The sequence below is a fragment of the Ruania alkalisoli genome, from assembly GCF_014960965.1.
Lineage (GTDB): Bacteria > Actinomycetota > Actinomycetes > Actinomycetales > Beutenbergiaceae > Ruania > Ruania alkalisoli.
Genome location: NZ_CP063169.1, coordinates 1,363,392 through 1,383,667, shown reverse-complemented (window position 1 = coordinate 1,383,667; position 20,276 = coordinate 1,363,392). Strand labels below are relative to the sequence as shown.

The 20,276-nt window shown below is 69.2% G+C and carries 19 protein-coding genes and 1 tRNA gene; 11 read left to right on the top strand and 9 right to left on the bottom strand.

All coding sequences use genetic code 11. From position 1 onward, the window contains the following. Nucleotides 1-38 precede the first annotated feature (38 nt). Genes IM660_RS05880 through IM660_RS05855 form a run of 6 tightly spaced genes read left to right on the top strand, consistent with a single transcriptional unit; the run spans nucleotide 39 to nucleotide 5,555 of the window. Entirely contained in the window at nucleotides 39-797 is a 759-nt protein-coding gene (locus tag IM660_RS05880) for a DUF4129 domain-containing protein (RefSeq protein ID WP_193498448.1), read from the top strand. Further along, nucleotides 794-1,309 carry a hypothetical protein gene (locus IM660_RS05875; RefSeq protein ID WP_193498447.1) on the top strand — a complete coding sequence of 172 codons (516 nt, stop codon included), beginning with the start codon at nucleotides 794-796 and terminating at the stop codon, nucleotides 1,307-1,309. Before IM660_RS05880 ends, IM660_RS05875 begins: the two co-directional genes overlap by 4 nt. After that, a complete protein-coding gene (locus tag IM660_RS05870; RefSeq protein ID WP_193498446.1) occupies nucleotides 1,306-2,301 on the top strand; it encodes an AAA family ATPase in 996 nt (331 codons plus the stop codon). The genes IM660_RS05875 and IM660_RS05870 overlap by 4 nt, the downstream gene beginning before the upstream one ends. Beyond that, nucleotides 2,298-3,632, top strand: a complete 1,335-nt coding sequence (locus IM660_RS05865; RefSeq protein ID WP_193498445.1) for a DUF58 domain-containing protein — start codon at nucleotides 2,298-2,300, stop codon at nucleotides 3,630-3,632. The genes IM660_RS05870 and IM660_RS05865 overlap by 4 nt, the downstream gene beginning before the upstream one ends. Beyond that, entirely contained in the window at nucleotides 3,593-4,297 is a 705-nt protein-coding gene (locus IM660_RS05860; RefSeq protein WP_193498444.1) for a hypothetical protein, read from the top strand. The genes IM660_RS05865 and IM660_RS05860 overlap by 40 nt, the downstream gene beginning before the upstream one ends. Nucleotides 4,298-4,325: 28 nt before the next feature. Continuing rightward, nucleotides 4,326-5,555, top strand: a complete 1,230-nt coding sequence (locus IM660_RS05855; protein ID WP_193498443.1) for a D-arabinono-1,4-lactone oxidase — start codon at nucleotides 4,326-4,328, stop codon at nucleotides 5,553-5,555. A 90-nt stretch (nucleotides 5,556-5,645) separates the two neighbouring features. On the opposite strand, the gene IM660_RS05850 is transcribed toward IM660_RS05855, so the two are convergent. Together IM660_RS05850 and IM660_RS05845 are read right to left on the bottom strand one after the other, a co-directional pair. Next, nucleotides 5,646-5,722, bottom strand: a tRNA-Met gene (locus IM660_RS05850). A gap of 145 nt (nucleotides 5,723-5,867) precedes the next feature. After that, a complete protein-coding gene (locus IM660_RS05845; RefSeq protein WP_246465168.1) occupies nucleotides 5,868-8,873 on the bottom strand; it encodes a UPF0182 family membrane protein in 3,006 nt (1,001 codons plus the stop codon). Nucleotides 8,874-9,025: 152 nt separating this feature from the next. On the opposite strand from IM660_RS05845, the gene IM660_RS05840 reads away from it, so the two are divergent. Beyond that, on the top strand, nucleotides 9,026-9,562 hold the full coding sequence (locus IM660_RS05840) for a PPA1309 family protein (RefSeq protein ID WP_193498442.1): 537 nt from the start codon (nucleotides 9,026-9,028) through the stop codon (nucleotides 9,560-9,562). A 61-nt stretch (nucleotides 9,563-9,623) separates the two neighbouring features. Here the strand turns inward: IM660_RS05840 and IM660_RS05835 are convergent, their stop codons facing one another. Beyond that, nucleotides 9,624-10,721, bottom strand: coding sequence for a YlbL family protein (locus IM660_RS05835; protein WP_246465167.1), 1,098 nt, complete (start codon nucleotides 10,719-10,721; stop codon nucleotides 9,624-9,626). A 106-nt stretch (nucleotides 10,722-10,827) separates the two neighbouring features. Between IM660_RS05835 and IM660_RS05830 the strand changes: the two genes are divergently transcribed. After that, nucleotides 10,828-12,270 carry a zinc-dependent metalloprotease gene (locus tag IM660_RS05830; protein ID WP_193498440.1) on the top strand — a complete coding sequence of 481 codons (1,443 nt, stop codon included), beginning with the start codon at nucleotides 10,828-10,830 and terminating at the stop codon, nucleotides 12,268-12,270. A 124-nt stretch (nucleotides 12,271-12,394) separates the two neighbouring features. On the opposite strand, the gene IM660_RS05825 is transcribed toward IM660_RS05830, so the two are convergent. Continuing rightward, nucleotides 12,395-12,922, bottom strand: coding sequence for a M48 metallopeptidase family protein (locus IM660_RS05825; protein WP_193498439.1), 528 nt, complete (start codon nucleotides 12,920-12,922; stop codon nucleotides 12,395-12,397). Nucleotides 12,923-13,024: 102 nt separating this feature from the next. On the opposite strand from IM660_RS05825, the gene IM660_RS05820 reads away from it, so the two are divergent. Beyond that, nucleotides 13,025-14,026: a hypothetical protein gene (locus tag IM660_RS05820; protein WP_193498438.1), complete on the top strand. Its 1,002-nt coding sequence runs from the start codon at nucleotides 13,025-13,027 to the stop codon at nucleotides 14,024-14,026. 96 nt (nucleotides 14,027-14,122) lie between these two features. Here IM660_RS05820 and IM660_RS05815 read toward each other — a convergent pair whose 3' ends face one another. From IM660_RS05815 to IM660_RS05805, 3 genes are all read right to left on the bottom strand, one after another. After that, nucleotides 14,123-14,509, bottom strand: a complete 387-nt coding sequence (locus IM660_RS05815) for a WhiB family transcriptional regulator (RefSeq protein ID WP_193498437.1) — start codon at nucleotides 14,507-14,509, stop codon at nucleotides 14,123-14,125. A 114-nt stretch (nucleotides 14,510-14,623) separates the two neighbouring features. Beyond that, the gene (locus tag IM660_RS05810; RefSeq protein WP_193498436.1) at nucleotides 14,624-14,800 is read right to left on the bottom strand and encodes a hypothetical protein; all 177 of its coding nucleotides are present in this window, start codon (nucleotides 14,798-14,800) and stop codon (nucleotides 14,624-14,626) included. Nucleotides 14,801-14,937: 137 nt separating this feature from the next. Continuing rightward, the gene (locus IM660_RS05805; RefSeq protein ID WP_193498435.1) at nucleotides 14,938-16,971 is read right to left on the bottom strand and encodes an ATP-dependent DNA helicase UvrD2; all 2,034 of its coding nucleotides are present in this window, start codon (nucleotides 16,969-16,971) and stop codon (nucleotides 14,938-14,940) included. A 116-nt stretch (nucleotides 16,972-17,087) separates the two neighbouring features. Here IM660_RS05805 and IM660_RS05800 point away from each other — a divergent pair, with 116 nt between their 5' ends. Next, nucleotides 17,088-17,345 carry a mycoredoxin gene (locus tag IM660_RS05800; RefSeq protein WP_193498434.1) on the top strand — a complete coding sequence of 86 codons (258 nt, stop codon included), beginning with the start codon at nucleotides 17,088-17,090 and terminating at the stop codon, nucleotides 17,343-17,345. A 6-nt stretch (nucleotides 17,346-17,351) separates the two neighbouring features. Here the strand turns inward: IM660_RS05800 and nudC are convergent, their stop codons facing one another. After that, entirely contained in the window at nucleotides 17,352-18,272 is a 921-nt protein-coding gene (gene nudC, locus IM660_RS05795) for an NAD(+) diphosphatase (protein ID WP_193498433.1), read from the bottom strand. A gap of 83 nt (nucleotides 18,273-18,355) precedes the next feature. On the opposite strand from nudC, the gene IM660_RS05790 reads away from it, so the two are divergent. Next, complete coding sequence (locus IM660_RS05790) at nucleotides 18,356-19,588, top strand: macrolide 2'-phosphotransferase (protein ID WP_193498432.1); 1,233 nt, start codon at nucleotides 18,356-18,358, stop codon at nucleotides 19,586-19,588. Nucleotides 19,589-19,640: 52 nt separating this feature from the next. Here the strand turns inward: IM660_RS05790 and IM660_RS05785 are convergent, their stop codons facing one another. Further along, complete coding sequence (locus IM660_RS05785; RefSeq protein WP_193498431.1) at nucleotides 19,641-20,267, bottom strand: malonic semialdehyde reductase; 627 nt, start codon at nucleotides 20,265-20,267, stop codon at nucleotides 19,641-19,643. Nucleotides 20,268-20,276 lie beyond the last annotated feature (9 nt).

Here is a 20,276-nt window from a genome sequence, read left to right as displayed (position 1 = left end):
TGGCCCCTGATTCCTCCGGGTTCGATCTCACTGGCCCGATGCGGCGTCCACGAGGTGCCTTCGCGCGTACCGCTGCCGTCGGGGTGCTGGTGTCCGCGGCGGTTCTGGCGGCGGCCGTCGCCGGCCCGTGGCAGCTCACGCCCCGTTTCGACGCCGGTCAGGAGACTCCCAGCCCTCCGCCGGCCAGGCCGACCATGGACCTGCCCACCGCGACCGCGACCGCGACACCGCCGCCGCTCGACTCCGATCTACCCACACCGGACCTCGGCTGGCTGCTGTGGGTGGGCGCCGGCGTGCTGGCGCTGGTCCTGCTCGCGCTCCTGGTGCGATGGGTGCTGTGGTGGCGCCGTCCGCACCCTCCGGAGCCGGAGCCACCTGCCACTCTCGCCGGCACCAGGGCCGTCGAGAACGAGCCCGATATCCCGGCACTGCACCGGGGAGCGCAGGCGGCAGTGACGCAGCTGGAGCAGGCCGGGCCGCCGCGGGATGCGATCGTGGCCGCGTGGCTCGCCCTGGAGGAGGCAGCGGAGGCCACAGGCGTCCACCGTCGCCCGGCTCAGACCCCCACGGAGTTCACGACCTCGGTCCTCGCGCGTACCGGCGCCGATGAGGCGGCTGTGACCTCGCTGCTGGGTCTGTACCACCAGGCGCGCTTCTCCACTCGGGCCCCGGGCACAGCCGAGGTACGCGCCGCCGCGGCAGCCCTGACGCAGATCACCGAAAGCTGGCCCGCACCAGCCTCCGTGGATGCCGGGCCGGCCACACCACCGGGCACGGCACCGGGAGCGCACACATGAGCCAAGCCCTGGGAACCACAGGCACACGTTCTGCCAGCACCGTGAGTCGCTACCGGCGCCGTGGATGGTGGCTGGTGGCAGCCGCTGGGCTCACTGCCGCGTCCTGGGGCATCGGGGTCGACCTGCCACGGGCACTCCTGCTGAGCGCATGCGTGGCCGCCGTTGCCCTGCTCACCGGATGGTTGCCCTTCGCGGCCCGCTCCCCCTGGCCTGTTCTCCCGTACGGTCGCCGCGACGGCGCACGCCGGGACGTCTCCAGTCTCACCTGGATGCTGGCCTCACGAGGGCGCCTCTCGAGCACTGGCGCCGACCGCCTGCACCGCACCCTCACCGACGTGCTCGAGCTGACCGAGCATCAGCGCCGCCGCACCGCTGAGCAGATCTTCGGGCCCGAGATCGCCCAGTGGCTGGACGCTCCCGAGCAGGTCCCCCCACCCACCCGTGCCGCGGCTGAGAACGCCATAGTCGCGGCCGAAGCGTTGCTGCACCCCACACCGAAAGAGACACGATGAGCCAGACCGAGACCTGCCCGATCTCCGTCCCCGAGGTCGCCCGGCTGGGCGGAGACGTGCTCGCGGAGGTGAGCACCGCCGTCGTGGGCATGGCTGGGCCGCTGCGCACCGCCCTGGCGACGATCCTCGCCAGTGGCCACGTGCTCTTCGAGGACGTTCCTGGCCTGGGCAAGACTCTCGCCGCCCGCTGCCTCTCACAGGCGCTCGGACTGGAGTTCGCCCGCCTGCAGTGCACCCCCGACCTACTGCCTGCGGACATCACCGGCTCCTACGCCTACGACCCCGGCCAGGCCCAGTTCACGTTCCGCCCGGGACCGGTGTTCACCGGTCTCTTCCTCGCAGACGAGATCAACCGCACCGCACCCAAGACTCAGTCCGCACTGCTGGAAGCCATGGCCGAGCGGCAGGTCACGGTCGAAGGCACGAGCTTCCCCTTGCCTGCTCCCTTCCACGTGCTCGCCACGTCCAATCCTGTCGAGTACGAGGGCACCTATCCGCTGCCGGAGGCACAGCTGGACCGCTTCATGGTGCGTTTGGCCGTCGGGCACCTGCCTGCCGAGGCGGAAGCCGACGTGCTGACACGCCGGCTGGCGCGCCGCAGCGAGCGGGCGAGCGTACGTCAGGTGACCACGCCGGAGACCGTGCGTGCCATGCAGGCGGGGGTGGAGGCGGTCGACGTGGATCCGGACGTGGTGCGCTACTGCGTGGACCTTGCGGCAGCCACACGAGCACACCCTGCGGTGGAGGTCGGCGCCTCGCCCCGGGGATCGCAGGCGTTGCTGCTGGTGGCCCGGGCGCTCGCGGTGCTGGACGGGCGCGAGTACGTCACCCCGGAGGACGTCAAGACGGTAGCGGTGGCGGCGCTGGCCCACCGCCTCACGCTCACCCCGGCTGCCTGGGCGGCCGCGACCACCGGGGCCGATGTGGTCGCCGAGCTCCTCGACCAGGTTCCGAGCCCGGCCGCGACCGCCGGCCGGTCCGCGCACGCGTGAGCGAACGGCCCGGCGCTCGCCCCGCACAGCCCGGGCTCGCCACGGGGACGGCCGCGCTGACGTGCGCTGCGGCAGGTGCCCTGGCGCTCGTGCTGGGTCTGCTCGTCGGCCGGCCGGAGGTGGCAGCGATCGGAGTTCCGTTCCTGCTCACCTTCGCCTGGGGCTGGTTCACCGGCCCGACGGCGCCCGGCCGGGTGACCATCGAGCGGGCCACTGGCCTGCTGGAGGCAGGCACAGTCGCCGGAACCATCATGCTTGCGCCCCCGCCCGGAGCCGAGACGGTACGAGTCCGGGTCTCCTCCCCCGGTCACCGTTCGAACGAGGCGTTGCTCGCCGCTGACAGCCCGCGGCAGGTCCCAGTGGAAGTGACCACGGCCCGGACCGGCATCAACCACCTCTTCCGTACCGACCATGTGCTGTCCGGCTTCGATTCCATCACGCACACGCACGTGCATCAGTGCGGCCCGATCCCAGTCGTCGTCTACCCGGCTTCCCGCGAGCTGGCCGGGCTACCACTGCCCCCGCGGCTGCAGGGCCTGACCGGACCGCACACCTCCCGGCGCGGCGGGGACGGCGACGACGTGCGAGACGTGCACCCGTTCGTGCCCGGCGACCGGCTGCGACGGATCGACTGGCGCGTCACCGCGCGCCGATCCTACGACCCCCGCACCGGACGACTGGACAGCCTCTACACCCGGCGCACCTTCGCCACCGCCGACGCAACGGTGATACTGGTGGTCGACTCGCGGGACGCCGTCGGGCCGGACGTGTCCACCTGGGGCGGCGGGCGGGTGGCGGCCGTGGACGAGGCGATCTCGCTCGACGTGGCCCGCGAGGCGGCCACGGCTGTCGCCCGTGCAGTGGTGGCGGCCGGGGACCGGGTGGGCCTGGACGACCTGGGGCTCCGGCGACGACCCGTTCCACCAGCTGGCGGACGCCGTCACCTGGACCGGATCACGAGCCGGCTGGCGCGGATCGCACCGGAGAGCTTCCCCAGCACCCGGGTGCGCGCTCCCCAGGTCCCCGCAGGCGCCCTGGTGGTGCTGTTCTCCACTTTCCTCGACGACGAGGCCGCACGCGTGGCCCAGCAGTGGCGCGCCCAGGGCCACCGGCTGATCGCTGTGGACACTCTGCCGTCACTGCGCACCGGCACCCTGGATGCGAATGCACTCGCAGCCTTCCGGTTGGTGCGGCTGGAGCGCACGCTGCGGCTGGAACGGCTACGCCGGGCGGACGTCGAGGTAGTGCACTGGACACACGAGCGGGGCACCGCGCATGAGGTCGCGGCCACATGGCGGCTGCTCGTGCGACCGAGGAGGTGGCGCCGGTGACCAACGATGGCACTCACTCTGGCGCCGTGCTCGACTGGTTCACAGCGGCCCGAGAGCCGCGGCAACGCCCCGATCCCGTGGTGCTGGTACGTACCGGGACCGCCGTGCCCGCATGGACGTTGCGGGTGCTGGCGGCTGCGGCCCTGGCCGTGGTCGGCGTGGTGATCGCCGACGGCGCAGCCACCCTGGTCATCGCCGCGCTGCTGGCCGTCGTGGTCGCCGTGGTACCGCACGGGCCCGTGCCCGCCATCGGTGTGCTGGCAGTGGCCGTGTACCAGGTGACGCACCCGGCTGACGCCGAGACCATGCTGGGCACGCCGGAGATGGTACGCACCGCCGTCGTGCTCGCAGGACTGCACCTCATGGTGCATCTGTGCCGCCGCGCCGGCGACCTGGGACCGAAGGCAACGGTGGAGCTGGCGGCGCTTCGTGCGGGAGTGGCACCGGCGCTCGCAGCGCAGGCCGTGGCCCAGGCGTGCGGTGCACTGGCGATGGTAGAGGTCGATGGCCCTGCATGGCCCAGCCTGGTCGTGATCGGCGTGGGCCTGGTCGTGATCGCCTCGACCGGACGGGCGCTGCACCGCCGCGAACGCGCTGAACTTGCAGCCGAGCGATCCACCAGCCATGTCGACGAGACGTGGACGTGGTCGAGACTGGAAGACTGACGGTGCGCGCTTGAGACGAGGACGTGAGATGACCGAAGAGAACTGGGCCGGCTCCTACACCTACCGGGCCACGACGATCCACCAGCCGGACACGCTGAACGCGGTGCGCCGGATCGTGGCCGAAACGCCGAAGATCCGGGCCCTGGGGTCACGGCACTCCTTCCACGACTTGCCGGACTCCCCCGGCGAGCTCATCAGCATGGAAGCGCTGCCGCGTACCGTGCACGTCAACAGCGAGGATCACACGGTCACCGTGAGCGCCGGCACGCGCTACGGCGACCTCGCCACCGAACTACACCGGGCGGGCTGGGCACTCGGGGCCATGGCCTCACTACCGCATATCGCCGTAGCCGGAGCGATCGGAACCGGAACTCACGGATCCGGCGACCGCGTGGGCAGCCTGGCCGCCGAGGTGGTCGGACTCGAGCTCATCGACGCCGATGGTGAGCTGCAGATTCTGACCGCCGAAGACGATGACTTCCTCGGCGCCGTGGTGCACCTAGGGGCACTCGGAGTGCTGACCACGGTGACCCTGCGTGTGGAACCGACCTACGAGGTGGCGCAGTACGTCGTCGACGAGGTGCCGTGGGAGTACGTACTCACCGATTTCGATGCCCTCACCTCGGCGGCCTACAGCGTGAGCATCTTCACCCGTTGGAACGAACCGACGGTGAGTGTATGGCTGAAGAGTCGCGAGGGCGAGGCGGGGCTGCCAGTAGGCAAGGCGGCCGTGCGCAAGGCCCATCCGGCTGGCCGCGATCCCGTGAACTGCACCGAGCAACTCGGTGAGCCCGGGCCGTGGCAGGACCGGCTGCCGCACTTCAAGATGGGGTTCACTCCGAGCAGCGGGCGGGAGATCCAGGCCGAGTACCTGCTGCCGCGCCACCAGGCGGTGGCGGCGTTCGAGGCGTTGCGTGAACTGGGACCGATCATCGCGCCACTGCTGCAGACCTGCGAGATCCGCACCGTGGCCGCTGACGAGCTGTGGCTGTCGGGCTCCTACGGGCGGGACACCGTGGCGATCCATTTCACGCTGCATCCGGAGCCGGGCAAGGTGCGGGCACTGCTGGGCAAGATCGAGGAAGCACTCGCCGAGCTGGAAGCACGTCCGCACTGGGGCAAGTGGTTCACGATGGACCCCGATCGGATTGCCGGCATGTACCCGCGCATCGGTGACTTCCGGTCACTGGTGAGCCGCTACGACCCAGAGGGCAAGTTCTCCAACGACTTCCTGGAGCGCGTCGTCCTGGGCAGGTGAGCCTGGTCGGATGCGACGACGCCCGACATGGGCGCGACTCTGGACGAGTACGACGAAGGCCCCGATCCGTAGATCGGGGCCTTCGTGTTCTGGTGGCGGGGGGAGGATTTGAACCTCCGACCTCCGGGTTATGAGCCCGGCGAGCTACCGAACTGCTCCACCCCGCGTCGGTGAACACCACTCTACGGGGCGAACCGAGGGGGATCAAATCCTGCCGGTGTATGCCCGATCACACCAGTTCGCCGTCGAGCGCTGAGTTGCTCGGCATCTCATGCGAGAACCCCGAGCAACTCAGCGTTCGGCGGGGTGGGATCAGCCGTCCGCGGGTTCGTCGGCCGGTTCGTCCGTCGGAGCATCGGCAGGAGCTTCGCCGCTGATCTCGGCCTCAGCAGCGATGGCATCCTCCAACGCGGCCTGCAAGCGATCCTGGGCTTCGCCGTAGGCGGTCCAGTCGCTATTGGCGAGCGCGGCGTTGGAGTCCTCGATCGCCTGCCCGGCCTCGGCGAGCGCCGCATTGAGACGCTGCTGCGCGTCGGCGGGGATGTCACCGGACCCGTCATCGGTTCCGTCGCCGGACCCGTCATCTGTGCCGCCATCGGTACCGTCAGGCTCCGGTTCGACCTCGGCGTCACCTGCATTCGCTCCGGAGTCGCCCTCGAAGACCTGGTCGAGCGCCTCGTCCAAGGTCTGGGCGAACCCGATCTCATCACCGAATGCCACGAGCACGCGCCGCAGTAGTGGGAACTGGGTTCCACCGGTGGATTGGACGTACACCGGCTGTACGTACAACACACCGCCGCCGACAGGCAGAGTGAGCAGGTTGCCCGGGAGCACCTGCGACCCGCCGCGGCTGAGAATGTTCAGCTCGTTCGCCGCTGCGGTATCGGAGTCGAAGTTGTTCTGCACCTGCCCTGGGCCGGGCACGGTCACGTCACGCGGCAGTTCCAGCAACGTGATCGTGCCGTAGTCCTCAGAGATCTCCCCGGCAGTCTCACCCGGTTCCGCGTTGACCGCCATGAACCCGGTCAGCACGTTCCGTTCGTCACTGTCGATGATGAACGAGGAGGTGAGCGAGAAGTTCGCCTGCTCCTGCCCGGGCATGGCCAACGTGAGGTAGTACGGCGGCTGCGGCACATCGGCCTGCGCCGGGTCGTCCGGAATCCGCCAGAAGTCACCACCGGTGTAGAACGTCGCGGCGTCGGTCACGTGGTACTCGGTGAGCAGTTCGCGCTGGACCTTGAACAGGTCCTCCGGATAGCGCAGGTGGCTCATCAGGTCCCCGTTGATCTCCTCCATGGGGCGGATCGAACCGGGGAAGATGTCCATCCACGTCTGCAGCACCGGATCCTCCGGATCCCACGCATACAGGGTCACCGAACCGTCATAGGCGTTGACCACTGCCTTGACGGAGTTGCGGATGTAGTTGATGTACTCCGGCAGTGCCACCGCCGCGAGCTGCTCGGACTCCGTGAGGGAATCGGTGATGGCCGACTCCAGCTCCTGCCGGGCCGAATAGGGGTACTCGTTCGACGTGGTGTAGGCGTCCACGACCCAGACGACCTCACCCATCCCGTCGTCGTTGGCGTCCACGACAGCCGGGTAGGTCGAGCCCTCGGTGGTCAGGAACGGCGCGACCCGCGAGACACGCTCGACCGGGTCGCGGTAGTACAGGATCTGCGACTCGTCGGTCACCCGGTCGGAGAACAGGATCTGCTCGCTACCGAAACGGGCAGCGTAGAGGAGCTTGTTGAAGAAGCCCCCGATCGCAGGGCCACCGTCGCCGCTGAAGGTCGTGTTGACCTGCCCGTTGGGCGCCGCGTCGTCCGGGTAGTCCAGCTCCCACGGCGGGGTACCCTCCGGGGCACCCACGATCGAGTAGTCCGGGGAGTTGGGGCTGAAGTAGATCCGCGGCTCGTACTCACCGAGCACTCCCGTGCTGGGGATACCTCGCTCCATGAACTCCGGCCGACCGTCCGAAGAGATGGTGTTTCCCTGTGCGGCGACGACGCCGAAGCCGTGCGTGAACACGGTGTGGTCGTTGACCCAGGTGCGCTCCTGCGATCCTTCGAGGTTGAGTTCTCGGACGGCGATCACGGTGTCCGTGCTCTGGCCGTCAACGTCATAGCGGTCCACCGACAGCGTTTCGCGGAAGTCGTAGTACTGCCGGTTCTGCTGGAGCTGCCGGAATGTCGGGGAGACGATATTGGGGTCGAGCAGGCGGATGCTGGCCGTTGAGTCGGCGTCTTCACGCAACGCACCGGCCTCAGCCACGGTGTTCGCCTCGTACCGCTCCACCTCGACGCTATCCAGGCCGTAGGCGTCATAGGTGGCTTCGATATTGCGCTGGATGTACTCGGCCTCCAGGGACTGCGCGTTCGGGTTGACTCGCACCGACTGCACGATCGCCGGGTAGGCACCGCCGACGAGGATCCCGGACACCACCATGAGCGCCACACCGACGGCCGGCAGTCGCCAGTTGCCGCGAACCCCGGTCCACACGAACAGCAGCGCGACGAACACCGCCACGGCGGCCAGGATCGCCTTCGCGGGAAGGACAGCGTTGATGTCGGTGAAGGAGGCGCCGTCGAACCGATCGCCCTGATTGGACAGGATCGAGTACCTGTCCAGCCAGTAGTTGGCGGCGATCATCGCGACAATGACAGCGGCGAGAACGGCCGTGTGGATCCGCGCCGCACGGGTGATCCGCTCGCCGTTCCCAGCTGGCTGCAGCGCTCCGTAGAGGTAGTGGGTGAAGATCGTCGCGATCGCGGTGATGATCGCCGTGGTCATCAGGAACGAGACGATGAACCGCACGAACGGGAGCACGAAGACGTAGAACGACAGGTCGATCCCGTGCTGCGGGTCAGCCGAACCCCAGGCGTTGCCGTTGAACGCCAGCAGGGCGTTCTGCCACTGCGCCGTAGCAGCGGAGCCTGCGAAGAAGCCTGCGACGATCGGCCCACCGGTGAAGACCACCCGGCGCAGCGGCTCGAACGCTTCGCGGTAGCGGTCAAGGTCCTGCTGCTGTGGCGTCGTCGGCACGTACATCGGGCGGTTGCGGTACGCGAGCCGCAGGTTGATCCAGAGGGCGCCGCCCATCACCAGGAAGGCGATGACGAACAGAATTGCCCTGCTGAGCCACTCGGTCCGGATGACCTGGCTGAAACCGAGCTGCTCGAACCACAGCCATTCGGTCCAGAACCGGGCCAGGATCAGGAATGCCACCACGATGCCGGCGATGACCAGCAGAGTGGGCAGGAGCGGTCCACGGCGGCGTGCCCCGGTAGGGGCTGTGGGTCGGCTTGCGGCGGATGACACGAACTACACCTCGTGGTCGTCGTCGGAGTCGGTCGGCTCGGCGTGAGGAACCGGGGCGGCCGGGCACGACCACGTACGGACCCTCACTGCTACCAACGCATGAGCCGTCCATGAAGTTTCGCATACCTGCGCCCGGCTGCGACCATGTGACCATGACGTCTGAGCTGAGCGCACGTACCCGCTCCCTCGCCGTGGCCACGACCGAGATCGAACGGCACGTCGCAGGCCGTGGCTGGGATTCCGAGATCGCCGTGTTCTCGCTGGTGCGGACCAGCCAGATCCTCACCACCAGCCCCCAGTTGGTCCACGAGCTCCCCGCCGGAGCCGGCGAGGATCCCGAACACCTCACCTCGATCGAGCAGGACGGTCTGCCGGAGGCCGGAACTCTCGAGGATCTGCTGGCCCAGCTGGCGTGGCCGGAGACTGTCGACGGTGCAGCGATCGTGGTCGAGCGCATGGTCGTGCCACCGGAGGCGGAAGCGCAGATGCCGCAGGACCCGGACGAAGGGCTCGCCTTCCTGATGGCCCACCCCGCACGGCAGGACGTCCGCATCGCCGTCGGGGTGCTGCGCACCGGGGAGACCTGGTGCGCCCTGCGATCGCGAGCGAATGACTCCGATGACGCCGTCGGTGGCGGCCCGGACGCGGTACCGGGCCTCGCGCAGGCGCTCTCGGCCACACTCGCCTAGCGGGACGGAATCGCTCGTCGATCTGGCGGCGCTCCAGCCGCCAGATCGACGAGCGATTCCGTCAACAGGAGGGTAGGCCGTCCGTCTGACCGTCACCGATGGCCTCGACGGCGTCCCTCGCCTCCTCCAGTGTGCTCACGCTGACCACGTGGAGGCCGTCAGGGATGTCCTCGACAGCCTCACCGCAGTTGGCGGCTGGAGCCAGGAAGTACTCAGCGCCGTCGCGTTCGGCGGCGTACATCTTCAACGTGATCCCGCCGATCGGACCGACCGTGCCCTCCAGGCTGATGGTGCCGGTGCCGGCCACCACATGCCCCCCGGTCATCTCCCCCGGGGTGAGCTCGTCGATGATCCCGAGCGCGAACATGGTGCCGGCGCTCGGGCCACCGACGTTGTCGATCTGGATCTGCACGTCGATCGGATAGCTGAACTCGGCGTCGAGGAACACTCCAAGCACGCTGCCGCCGTCCCCGTTGCCGGTGGTGACGATCTCCAGATCCGTGCTCTCCCCGTCCCGGTCGACCTCGAGCAGGACCGGCGTTCCACCCGGCGTCGCAGCGAGCACCTCCGCGAGCTGCTGATAGGTGGTCACGGTGGTGCGCTCCGATCCCACAGCGATGCCGGTGAGCATATCCCCCTCACGCACGATCCCGTCCGCGCCCAGCTGCGGATCTGCCCCGACGATGGTCAGCTCGGCCGGCACGTCGTACCCGAGGGCGGTCAGGGCTGCGACGGTTGCGTTCTCCTGCGATGAACTCATCTGCTGCTGGGCGAGCCGGTCCTGCTCCTCGGCGGTCACGTCCGGATCGATCACAGCTTCGACGGGCAGCACCCGGCGTCCCGGGTCTAACCACCCCCGCACCACGCTTCCGGCATCGACAGGGAAACCTGGCCCGCCGGCGGTGGTCACCGTGGTCAGCAGCAGCTGCCCACTCGTCGGGTACGTCTGCGCGCCGGAGACGGTGATCAGCTCGGTCTCCTCGAGTGCGCCGAGTGCGTCGAACGTGGGGCCGGCACCCTGCACCGCATACGGCACCGGCGTGAGAAGCATGAGCAACAGCAGTCCGAGCGTGGCGAACCCGGAGATCGTCATCGTGATCGATCGCGTCCCGATCCGATCCAGTACACGCGGTCGATCAGGGGCTGGTGTGGCAGACATGTCCCCCATCATCCCCTGTCGATCACCCACTGTCGGCGGGTGCGCCCTGAGCGAAAGGCACCATATCGACGGTGCCGCATGCAGCGCGGTGTGGTTACCGTGAGGCATGGCCGACGAGAACGCGCGGGAACAGCTACGCCGGATGCTCGAGCAGTTGCTGGGGGCCGAGGGCGCCGAGGAGGCGATGCGAGCGTTCGAGGCGAGCGGGATCGATCCGGCGCAGCTCGCCGGAGCCGGGATGCCAACCGATCCTGCGCAGGTGCAGGCTGCGATGGCACAGATGCAACAGCTGATGGCCTCGGGCAACGACTCCGACAGTCACTGGCGGATGGCCAAGGACGTCGCACGTCAGGCCGCCCACGCCGGCGGCGATGCCAGCGTCAGCGCCGCCGACGCGGAGCGGGTACGGACGGCCCTGTCGGTGGCCGACCTGTGGCTGGATGTGGCGACAGAACTACCGCCGTCGGGGGGTAAGGCCGTCGCGGCCTCACGTGCGGAGTGGGTCGAGCGCACGTTGCCTACCTGGCGGGCGGTGGCCGAGCCGGTCGGAACATCGGTGGCCGAGGCGCTGGCGACTACCCTCGACGCCGGCCAGGACGGACCTGGGGCGGCGATGCCGATGGCCGGGCTCGACCTGTCAGGCATGATGCGCACCCTCGGTGCCGCAAGTTTCGCGATGCAGGTGGGGCAGGGAGCAGGAACGCTCGCGAGGGAGGTCTTTGGGGGCACCGATGTCGGTCTTCCGCTGCTGACCGAACCGGGGCTACTGCTGGTGCCGGCGAACGTGAGCGCCTTCGCGGACGGGCTGGACGCTCCGGAGGACGAGGTGTGGCACTTCCTCGCCGTCCGGGAGGCGGCCCATGCCCGCCTGTTCACCCACGTGCCGTGGCTGCGCTCTCATCTGTTCGGTGCCGTCGAGGAGTACGCCCGCAACATCGAGATCGACCTCGAGCAGATGGAGGAGGCAGTTCGAAGTATCGACCCGACAGATATGCAGCAGTTGCGGGACGCGCTCTCGGGCGGCATCTTCTCCCCGCAGCGCACTCCGGCACAGGAGCGTGCACTCCTGCGACTCGAGACGGCACTCGCGCTCGTCGAGGGCTGGGTGGAGGAGGTGACGGCCGCCGCCGTCGCCCCGCACCTGCCGCACGCCGTCCCGCTGCGGGAGATGCTTCGCCGACGGCGCGCGGCCGGCGGCCCCGCAGAGGACACCTTCCGTTCTCTGGTCGGTCTTGAGTTGCGCCCGCGCCGTGCCCGAGATGCGGCCACGCTGTGGGGGCTGGTGGCACGCGAACAGGGCGTCGAGGGTCGGGACCGGCTGTGGTCCCACCCGGACGTGTTCCCAACCGATACCGATCTGGACGCACCAGGGGAATTCCTCACCAAGCGCGCGGCGGAGGCGATCGCCGACTCCGAGATGGATGCGGCCCTGGCCGCCATGCTCGACGGGGAGGACCGGCCGGAGCAGAGCCCGCCGGCACGGGATCACCCCGACGACAGTGGCGATCCGGACCACCGCAGCGGCGAGGGCGACCCAGACCAGCGTTGAACGACCGTCTGACCCCCTCCCGGCAGAGCGACACACCGTCAGCCAGGTTCTGCGGTAGGGCAGACTGTCAAGCCTGTGTCAGGTGACCAGGTGACGACAGGCCCGCCCACGTCCCCCGGCGAGTTCAGTTCTCCTCGGTGTGGGTGACGCCGAGGAGGAATCCGCGGGCGCGTTCGGTCTTCGGGTACCGCTCGAGCAGTGCCCAGAAGTTCTCGTCGTGCCCGGCTTCGATCAGGTGGGCCAGTTCGTGCAAGAGCACGTAGTCGAGCACCCACCCGGGCATGCCCTGCACGCGGTCGGAGATCCGGATCGTGCCGGAGTCCGGGGTGCAGGACCCCCACCGTGAGCCCTGGTTGTCGACCCAGGTCACCGAGGTAGGGACGGCACGTTCATCCAGGTATCGCTCGGCAAGCTCACGAGCACGTCGGGTCAGGGCGTCCTCGTCTGGGCACCGACGGCGATCGCCTGCGGCCAGGCGGGCGAGCATCCGGCGCACCCAGGCTTCTTCCTCGGCCCGGCTGAACCGGCCGGGGATGGCGACAACCGTGCGACCGTGCTCCCGGTAGGCGGAGACGGTCTTACGCCGTCGGCTGCTGCGTCGCACCAGGACGGTGACGCCGTCGACAACGCGCGCCTGCTCACGACCTCTCACATCGCCAGCCTGGCACAGCACCTCCCCGTTTATCCACAGGTTCGGGTCAGAAGCCTTCGCGGTCGTTCCTCGTGTGGAACGCTCGCAGCGAGGAGGACGAGGATGCGACTACGACCGGGCTTCGAAGTGTTCTGGCGGCAGCCGGGGGTGAGCCAGCTGGGCATCGATCCGCGCTGCGCCATCGTGCTGGAGGGGTTGAGCGATGCTGAGCAACGACTTGTCGAGGAGGTCCCCCGTGCCCTCGACGCGTCGATCCTGCGCGAGCGTGGCAACCAGCTGGGGTTGCCAAGTCGGCAGATCCAGCGTCTGGTGGAGCGGCTGCGGAGCGCGAATCTCCTCACCGACCGGCCCCATGGCTGCGACGTAGGTCCGGACGCTGCGTACTGGCATCGGGCAGCGGTCTGCGGTGTCGAGCGACCCGCCGACCGCTCCGGCACGGTGGTGGAGGTGCGCGGGATGGACCGCCTCGGGCTGCGCTTGGCACTGATCGCCGCCGAGGCCGGTGTCGGCACCGTCCTCGTGCGCGACGGCGGGCGGGTCCGGCCTGAGGACGTCTCACCCGGTCTCTATCATCCGCGGGATGTCGGCCATCCGCGCGAGCGTGTAGCACTGTCGATCCTTCGTACGGCCGCACCCCACCTGCGGGTGAGTGCGCCGGAGGGCGTCCGGCCTGATCTCGTGGTGCTGGTGCACCGGGATGTCGTGGACCCGGTTCCGGTGCGAGCGCTGATGCGAGAGGACGTCACGCACCTGTGCGTCGTCGTCGGAGAGCTAGGACTCACGGTCGGGCCGTTGGTACGGCCAGGTCTGAGCGTCTGTACGCGGTGCCTGGATCTCTACCGGTGTGAGCACGACGACCGTTGGCCCGCGGTGGCCACGCAGGCCGCAGCCCGGGTGCCTGCTGGCCCGGAGACGTCGCTGGCCTGGGCTGGTGCGGCGCTGGCGGCGCAGATGCTGCTCGCGCACGCGGATGGTCGCAAGGTCCTGGTCGACGGATCGACGTTGGAACTGACGGCGTGGGAGCCGGTCCCGGTCGAGCGCCGGTGGCACCCGCATCCCGAATGCGGCTGCACGTCCGCGACGCTGGTGCGAGCCCACGATTGAGCACCCGGCGTGGGCGAGGGTTGCCCGCCAGCCGCAGGCAGCTACCCCCGAGCTGTGGGGCCGCCCCCAGCGCCCATGAGGACGCGGCGGCCCGCCTCACGCAGCGGAGGTGCTGCGTGAGGCGGACGGCGCGAGCTGGTCGTTCTTGCGGGGGCGGCCGCGGCCACGCTTGCGCGCCACGATCTCCCCGTCGACGAAGACCTCCCCACCCCAGACCCCCCACGGCTCACGCCGCTGCACCGCGCCGGCGAGGCATTCGGCCTTGAGCGGGCAGGAGGCACACAAGGCCTTGGCCCGCTCGACCTCGTCAGTGCGCTCAGCGAACCAGAGGTCCTGCGTGGAGGCGTCCTGGCAGGGCAGGGGTTGGTCGTCGGTGGCTGTCAGATCGACGGAAGTGGAGGGGAAGTTCCAGCCAGTCGCCGAACCACCACGGGTCAGATGGTCGAGAACTGAGGTGTACTGCACGAGATGCTCCTGAGGCATGGTGGGTGAGCCGGGAATGGGACCGGGCTTCACTCGCCGAGGTGGACCTCGAGGAACGAGTAAGGCCGCGGACCCGTGCTGGGCTCCGCGGCCTGATCTGCGACAGGAGTGGTGTCAGTTCAGATCCGGGACGGAGCCGGGGGCGGGCGCGCCGAGGGAGTTGGCACCGATATCGGTGCTGCTCCCGCCGATCACGCCGGCAGCAGCACGCAAGCGCGCCATGGTGAGCGCGCAGGTGCTGCCAGACCGGGCGTTGATCGCCGACGTGCTGATCAGGTTCTTCATCTCCACTGCGCTCACCTCCTCAGGCCTCGGGAACCGCTTCTCGCTGGCTAGGCGACGGCTCTGCTGTCTCGGAACGGGATTCAGACTACGACGCCATCCACGAACGCCCAAGTCTTTTTTCGAAGTTTCTTCAGATTTCTTTCTCAGGCCCCGTCGCCGGGGCCCTCGGATCCTCCATCGTCGCGGACGACGGCGAGAATCTCGGCGCCATACGCCTCGAGTTTGGTGGGGCCGATTCCCCGCAAGATCGCGAGCTGACGCATATGCGTGGGCCGGGCAGCGGCGATCGCGACGAGTGTGCTGTCGTGCAGCACCGTGAACGCGGGCCTGTCCAGACTCTGCGCCGTCGCGGCTCGCCAGGTCCGGAGCCGGTCGAACACCTCCGGGTCAGCGTCTTCCAGCGTCAGTGAGGAGGCGAGCGCCTCGGCACGGGCTGCCTTACCCCGGCGACGACGCGCAGGTCGCTCATCGCTGGGCCAGATGCCATCGAGGAACCGTGAGGGTCTGCGGGTGCCTCGTCCGCCGGCGTTGCGTGATCGGGCGAACGAGAGCTCGAGGTGCTCGCGGGCGCGCGTGATCCCGACATAGAGCAGCCGCCGCTCCTCTGCGACGGCGTCCTCGGTCTCGGCCATGGAGATCGGCAGGAGCCCGTCCGAGACTCCGACGAGGAAGACCGCGTCCCATTCCAACCCCTTCGCGGCATGGAACGAGGCCAGGGTGACGCCGTCGACGGTCGGGGCATGCTGGGCGGCGGCGCGTTCGGTGAGTTCGGCGACGAGCTCACCCATGTCAGCCTGCCTCGCGGCGTAGAGGTCATCGGCCAGCTGCACGAGCGCGTTGAGCGACTCCCATCGCTCCCGGACTGCTCCACGTGCTGCAGGGGCCTCCGGTGCCCAGCCGGCGCTGGTGAGCACGTCACGTACTGCGTCCGGCAGCGGCGTCTCACCCTGGCTGCGCACCGCCCCGCGCAGCAGCACGACGGCGTCACGCACCTCTTTTCGTGAGAAGAACCGTTCGCCCCCTCGCACCAAGTAGCCGATCCCGGCACGGCTCAGCGCCTGCTCGTACGCTTCTGACTGCCCATTGGTGCGGTAGAGCACAGCGATCTCGGCGGCGGGAACGCCGCTGCGGATCAGCTCGGCCGCCCGAGCCGCAACCGCGCTCGCTTCGGCCTCATCGTCGTCGTGCGCCACGAATCGCACCGCGGGACCGGAGGGTCGCTGCGCCTGCAGTTCCACCGAGGCTGCCGACCGGAATCGGCCGGCACCGGCGAGGACGGAGTTGGCGAGGGAGACCACCTGCGGCGTGGACCGGTAGTCGCGCACCAGGCGTACCACGGTCGCCTCCGGGTACCGGCGTGAGAAGTCCGTGAGGTACCGGGGGGTGGCACCGGTGAAGGAGTAGATCGTCTGAGCCGCGTCACCGACCACGCACAAGTCATCCCGTCCGCCGAGCCAGAGCTCGAGCAGCCGGTGCTGGAGCGGGGAGACATCCTGGAACTCATCGACGACGAAGTGCCGGTACTGGCGGCGGACCCTCTCGGCGACGTCGGCACGCTCTGCCAGAATGCCGACAGTCAGCAGCAGGACGTCTTCGAAGTCGATGACGTTCCGGTCGGTCTTGGCGTCCTCGTAGACCGACAACAGCCGCGCGATGGTCGTGGGATCGAATCCGGCCACCCCGCTACGGTCAGTCGCGGCGGCGGCCCGCGGGTAGTCGTCAGCGGTCACCAGCGAGACCTTCGCCCACTCGACCTCGGCGGCGAGGTCACGGATGGCCAGCCGGTCCACCGAGAGACCAAGACGTCCGGCAGCCTCACCGATCAGTGGGGCCTTGTGCTCCATGATCCGCGGTACGCCCCCGCCGATCGCACTGGGCCAGAAGTAGGAGAGCTGACGAAGCGCGGCCGCGTGGAATGTGCGAGCCTGCACACCCGGCACCCCGAGATCGCGCAGCCGGGTGCGCATCTCCCCCGCCGCTCGGGCGGTGAAGGTGACGGCGAGCACGGTCTGTGGGTTGTACACCCCGGAGTGCACTCCGTGCGCGATCCGGTAGGTGACCGCTCGGGTCTTGCCCGTGCCGGCGCCCGCGAGCACGCACACCGGGCCGGTGAGCTGCTCGGCCACGGCGCGCTGGTCGGGGTCGAGTGCCTCGAGGAGCTGGTCCGGGTCTGTCATCGCTGTCGATTGTGACAGCCGGGACCGACAGCGACGTGACCGGTCCACAACGGCATCGGTAGGCATCGGTCGGCATCGGCAGGAACAACCCAGCCGGTGCCGGGGTTGCTCCGGCTATGACCACCACGCCTGAAGCCGGCAGCGTCCTGATGTACAGCACGACCTGGTGCGGCTACTGCCATCGTCTCAAGGGCCAGCTCACCCGTTCCGGAATCGCGTTCACCGAGGTGAACATCGAGGAGGTCCCGGAGGCGGCCGCGTACGTCGAGCAGGTCAACGGCGGAAACCGGACGGTGCCCACGGTCGTCTTCCCGGACGGCACGGCGGCGACCAATCCGTCACTGGCAGAGGTCACCGCCCGACTGGCGCCATGACGGTGGCTACCGCGGCAGCGGCCGGCCGAACCACTCCTCGATGAGGCTGCATGCGATCGAGGTCGGGCGCGGCAGTCGCATCGATCCGTTCGCGCACGCCCGCGTGACCTCATCCCGGGTCACGAACTGGGCGGCGCTGATCTCGACGCCGTCCGGGGCGGGTTCACGGTCCTGCGTGCGACCGCGGAAACCCAGCATCAGGGATGCGGGAAACGGCCACGGCTGACTGGCCCGATAGGTGACCTCGTCCACCCGCACCGCCGTCTCCTCGTGTACCTCGCGCCGGACTGCCGCCTCGAGCGACTCGCCCGGCTCGACGAACCCAGCCGGTACCGAGTACTGGCCTTCGGGCCAGTGCGTCGCGTGCCCGAGCAGCAAACGATCGTCGGGATCGGTGATCGCCATGATCACCGCCGGATCCGTGCGCGGGAAGTGCTGCGAGGAGTCGACTGGGCACCGGCGCACCCACCCGGCGTCGATGATCTCGGTGGCTGTGCCGCAACGCGGACAGAACCGGTGGGTCGCATGCCAGTTCGCCAGGGCCAGTGCCGTCGCTGCCAGCGCGGCGTCCCGGCCAGAGAGCTGCCACCCGACATCGCGGATGCTGAGGTAGTTGGCACTGCTGGCGCCCTGCGGGTCATCGGTGCGGCGGGAAGTCTGCTCCGACGCCTCCTCCACGGCTGCGAGATAGGCAGCCTCCTCGTCCCGACCGAGATAGAGCCACAACGACCGGTCGGTGGCCGCCACGTCCAGGACCAGGCGAGGGTCGCCGTCGGGCTGGCTGGTGGCAGCCACACGGCCCTCACGCACATGCACTACCCGGGTGCCGGCCTGCGCACGGAGTTCACCGATCAGCTCGGCCCTCCCGCGCTGGCGGGCGTCGCGATCGATGCCGGGCCGGGCCAGGGGAAGCAGATCGGAATCCATGCCGTCAGCCTCGCACACCGCAGATCGGGCAACGCGCCGACGATCAACCAGCCCACCGTGCCTGCCTGGCCTACCGTAAGCATGTGTCCGCGACTCCTCGTTCCCCACTCGCCCTCGCTGCACTCGCGACCGTCGCGATCCCGGGCCTGGACATCGTCGCCACACGGCCACCGCGCAACCCGGGTGCGGACTTCGATGTCGTCGGCGTGCTGGACGCCTCCCGCCGCCGCTGGATCGTGCGCGCCCCGCGCCGGGCCTCCGCCGGTGCCGCCCTGGAGGGAGAGGTGTCGCTCCTGAGGCAGCTGGCTACGGCCGTGGATGGCGGTGTCTTGAGCTTCGATGTTCCGCGCCCGGCAGGCTTTGCGCCTCTGCCCGAGGGGGGACGGGCGATGGTCTATCCCCAGTTGCAGGGCACGCCCCTCGATCTCGCTTCACTCCGCCCCGGCCCTGGACTGGCGGCGCAGGTCGGGCGCGCGCTCGCCTCTTTGCACGAGCTCGATGCCACGGTCGTGGGGGAAGCCGGGTTGCCGGTCTACGACGCCGACTCCTACCGGCGCCGCCGGCTCTCCGAGGTCGACGAGGCCGCCAAGACCGGGTACGTGCCCTCGGCATTGCTACGGCGGTGGGAGCATGCGCTGGAGAACGTGACGTTGTGGCGCTTCCGGGCCACGCCGGTGCACGGTGACCTGGCTGCCGAGCATGTCCTGGTGGCCGAAGGTGACGTCGTCGCGATCCTCGACTGGTCGGACGCCCGGGTGGCCGACCCGGCCGACGACCTGGCGTGGCTGCTGGCAGCCGCACCGGAGGAGTCGCTGGACTCCATCCTTGAGGCCTACTCCCTGGCGCGCACCGAGCGCGGTGATGACCACCTCGCCGACCGTGCGGTCCTGGCCGGTGAGCTCGCTCTGGTGCGCTGGCTGATGTACGGAGTACGCGCCCGGGACGGCCGGGTGATCGATGAGGCGATCGAGATGCTGCGCCAGCTCGAGGAGGATGTCGCCGACGCTCCCCCGATAGGCCATCTGGAGCCTGTCCTAGCCGAGCCGATCGACGGTGAAGAGTGGAGCAACGGTGAAGAGTGGAACGAGGACGACCGCGACGATGCGTCCAACGTCCGTGACTCGGCCGGCCATCGAGCCGGCGTGCTGGTCGGCGACGATGCCGAGACCGGGGATCTGAGCGAGATTCGGGCGCTGCGTGAGGAGCGCCACGAGCCGCCCGGACCTGCGGGTGGGGCGATCCGGGTGGGTGACGAACGCCCGGCCAGGCGGGGAGACGACGAAACGCCGACCGTGCACCTTCCTCCGCTGACCTGACGCTCCGCTTTCATCGTCGGCACCACACCTGGGCCAGGCAGAGCTGAGATGCTCAGACGGTCTGACTGGCTTCGTCGAAGCTCAATCGCTCACCACGCGGATGAGAGGTACCCGATCCCTCGGTGGGCCCGACGTTGACGACCATGAGAGATCTCCACCCGTTCTCTGCGAAGAACTCACCGTCGATGCCGGCGTGATCCATCCCGTTCATCGGGCCGGTCGCGAGCCCGGCCGCGCGTAGGCCGACGATGAGGTACCCGGCCTGGAGCAGTGCGTTGTCGCGGGCCATGGCAGACCGCTGTTCAGGATTGCCGGCAAGCTTGTCGCGCATGCCGGGTACGTGCGGAAACAGGCGGTCCATGTGCTCGTGAAAAGCAGGGTCGTAGGCCACAACGATGCTCAATGGCGCGGCGACGACGCGTTCCCTGTTGCCCTCGGCCATGTGGGCGACCAGACGCTCCCGCGCCTGCTCGCTGCGCACCACCAGAAGTCGCATGGGCACCGTATTCATGGCTGTGGGGCCGTACTTGACCAGGTCGTAGACGGCTCGAACCTGCTCGTCTGCGACGTCGGCAGCCGCGAACTCCCGGGCTGTGCGAGCCTCGAGGAAGAGCCTGTCGGCCGTCTCGGCCTCGACGCTGAGGTGCGGAAAGGGTCGGGTCGTCGTATCGATGCTCATACTGGCGCG

What these genes read in the sequence shown, in the direction of transcription:
- IM660_RS05820 (WP_193498438.1), top strand. Translation starts at nt 13,025, where the DNA reads ATGCGACTACGACCGGGCTTCGAAGTGTTCTGGCGGCAGCCGGGGGTG.
- IM660_RS05785 (WP_193498431.1), bottom strand. Translation starts at nt 20,267, where the DNA reads ATGAGCATCGATACGACGACCCGACCCTTTCCGCACCTCAGCGTCGAG.
- IM660_RS05875 (WP_193498447.1), top strand. Translation starts at nt 794, where the DNA reads ATGAGCCAAGCCCTGGGAACCACAGGCACACGTTCTGCCAGCACCGTG.
- IM660_RS05800 (WP_193498434.1), top strand. Translation starts at nt 17,088, where the DNA reads ATGACCACCACGCCTGAAGCCGGCAGCGTCCTGATGTACAGCACGACC.
- IM660_RS05855 (WP_193498443.1), top strand. Translation starts at nt 4,326, where the DNA reads ATGACCGAAGAGAACTGGGCCGGCTCCTACACCTACCGGGCCACGACG.
- IM660_RS05830 (WP_193498440.1), top strand. Translation starts at nt 10,828, where the DNA reads ATGGCCGACGAGAACGCGCGGGAACAGCTACGCCGGATGCTCGAGCAG.
- IM660_RS05835 (WP_246465167.1), bottom strand. Translation starts at nt 10,721, where the DNA reads ATGTCTGCCACACCAGCCCCTGATCGACCGCGTGTACTGGATCGGATC.
- nudC (WP_193498433.1), bottom strand. Translation starts at nt 18,272, where the DNA reads ATGGATTCCGATCTGCTTCCCCTGGCCCGGCCCGGCATCGATCGCGAC.
- IM660_RS05815 (WP_193498437.1), bottom strand. Translation starts at nt 14,509, where the DNA reads ATGCCTCAGGAGCATCTCGTGCAGTACACCTCAGTTCTCGACCATCTG.
- IM660_RS05860 (WP_193498444.1), top strand. Translation starts at nt 3,593, where the DNA reads ATGGCGGCTGCTCGTGCGACCGAGGAGGTGGCGCCGGTGACCAACGAT.
- IM660_RS05840 (WP_193498442.1), top strand. Translation starts at nt 9,026, where the DNA reads ATGACGTCTGAGCTGAGCGCACGTACCCGCTCCCTCGCCGTGGCCACG.
- IM660_RS05880 (WP_193498448.1), top strand. Translation starts at nt 39, where the DNA reads ATGCGGCGTCCACGAGGTGCCTTCGCGCGTACCGCTGCCGTCGGGGTG.
- IM660_RS05805 (WP_193498435.1), bottom strand. Translation starts at nt 16,971, where the DNA reads ATGACAGACCCGGACCAGCTCCTCGAGGCACTCGACCCCGACCAGCGC.
- IM660_RS05870 (WP_193498446.1), top strand. Translation starts at nt 1,306, where the DNA reads ATGAGCCAGACCGAGACCTGCCCGATCTCCGTCCCCGAGGTCGCCCGG.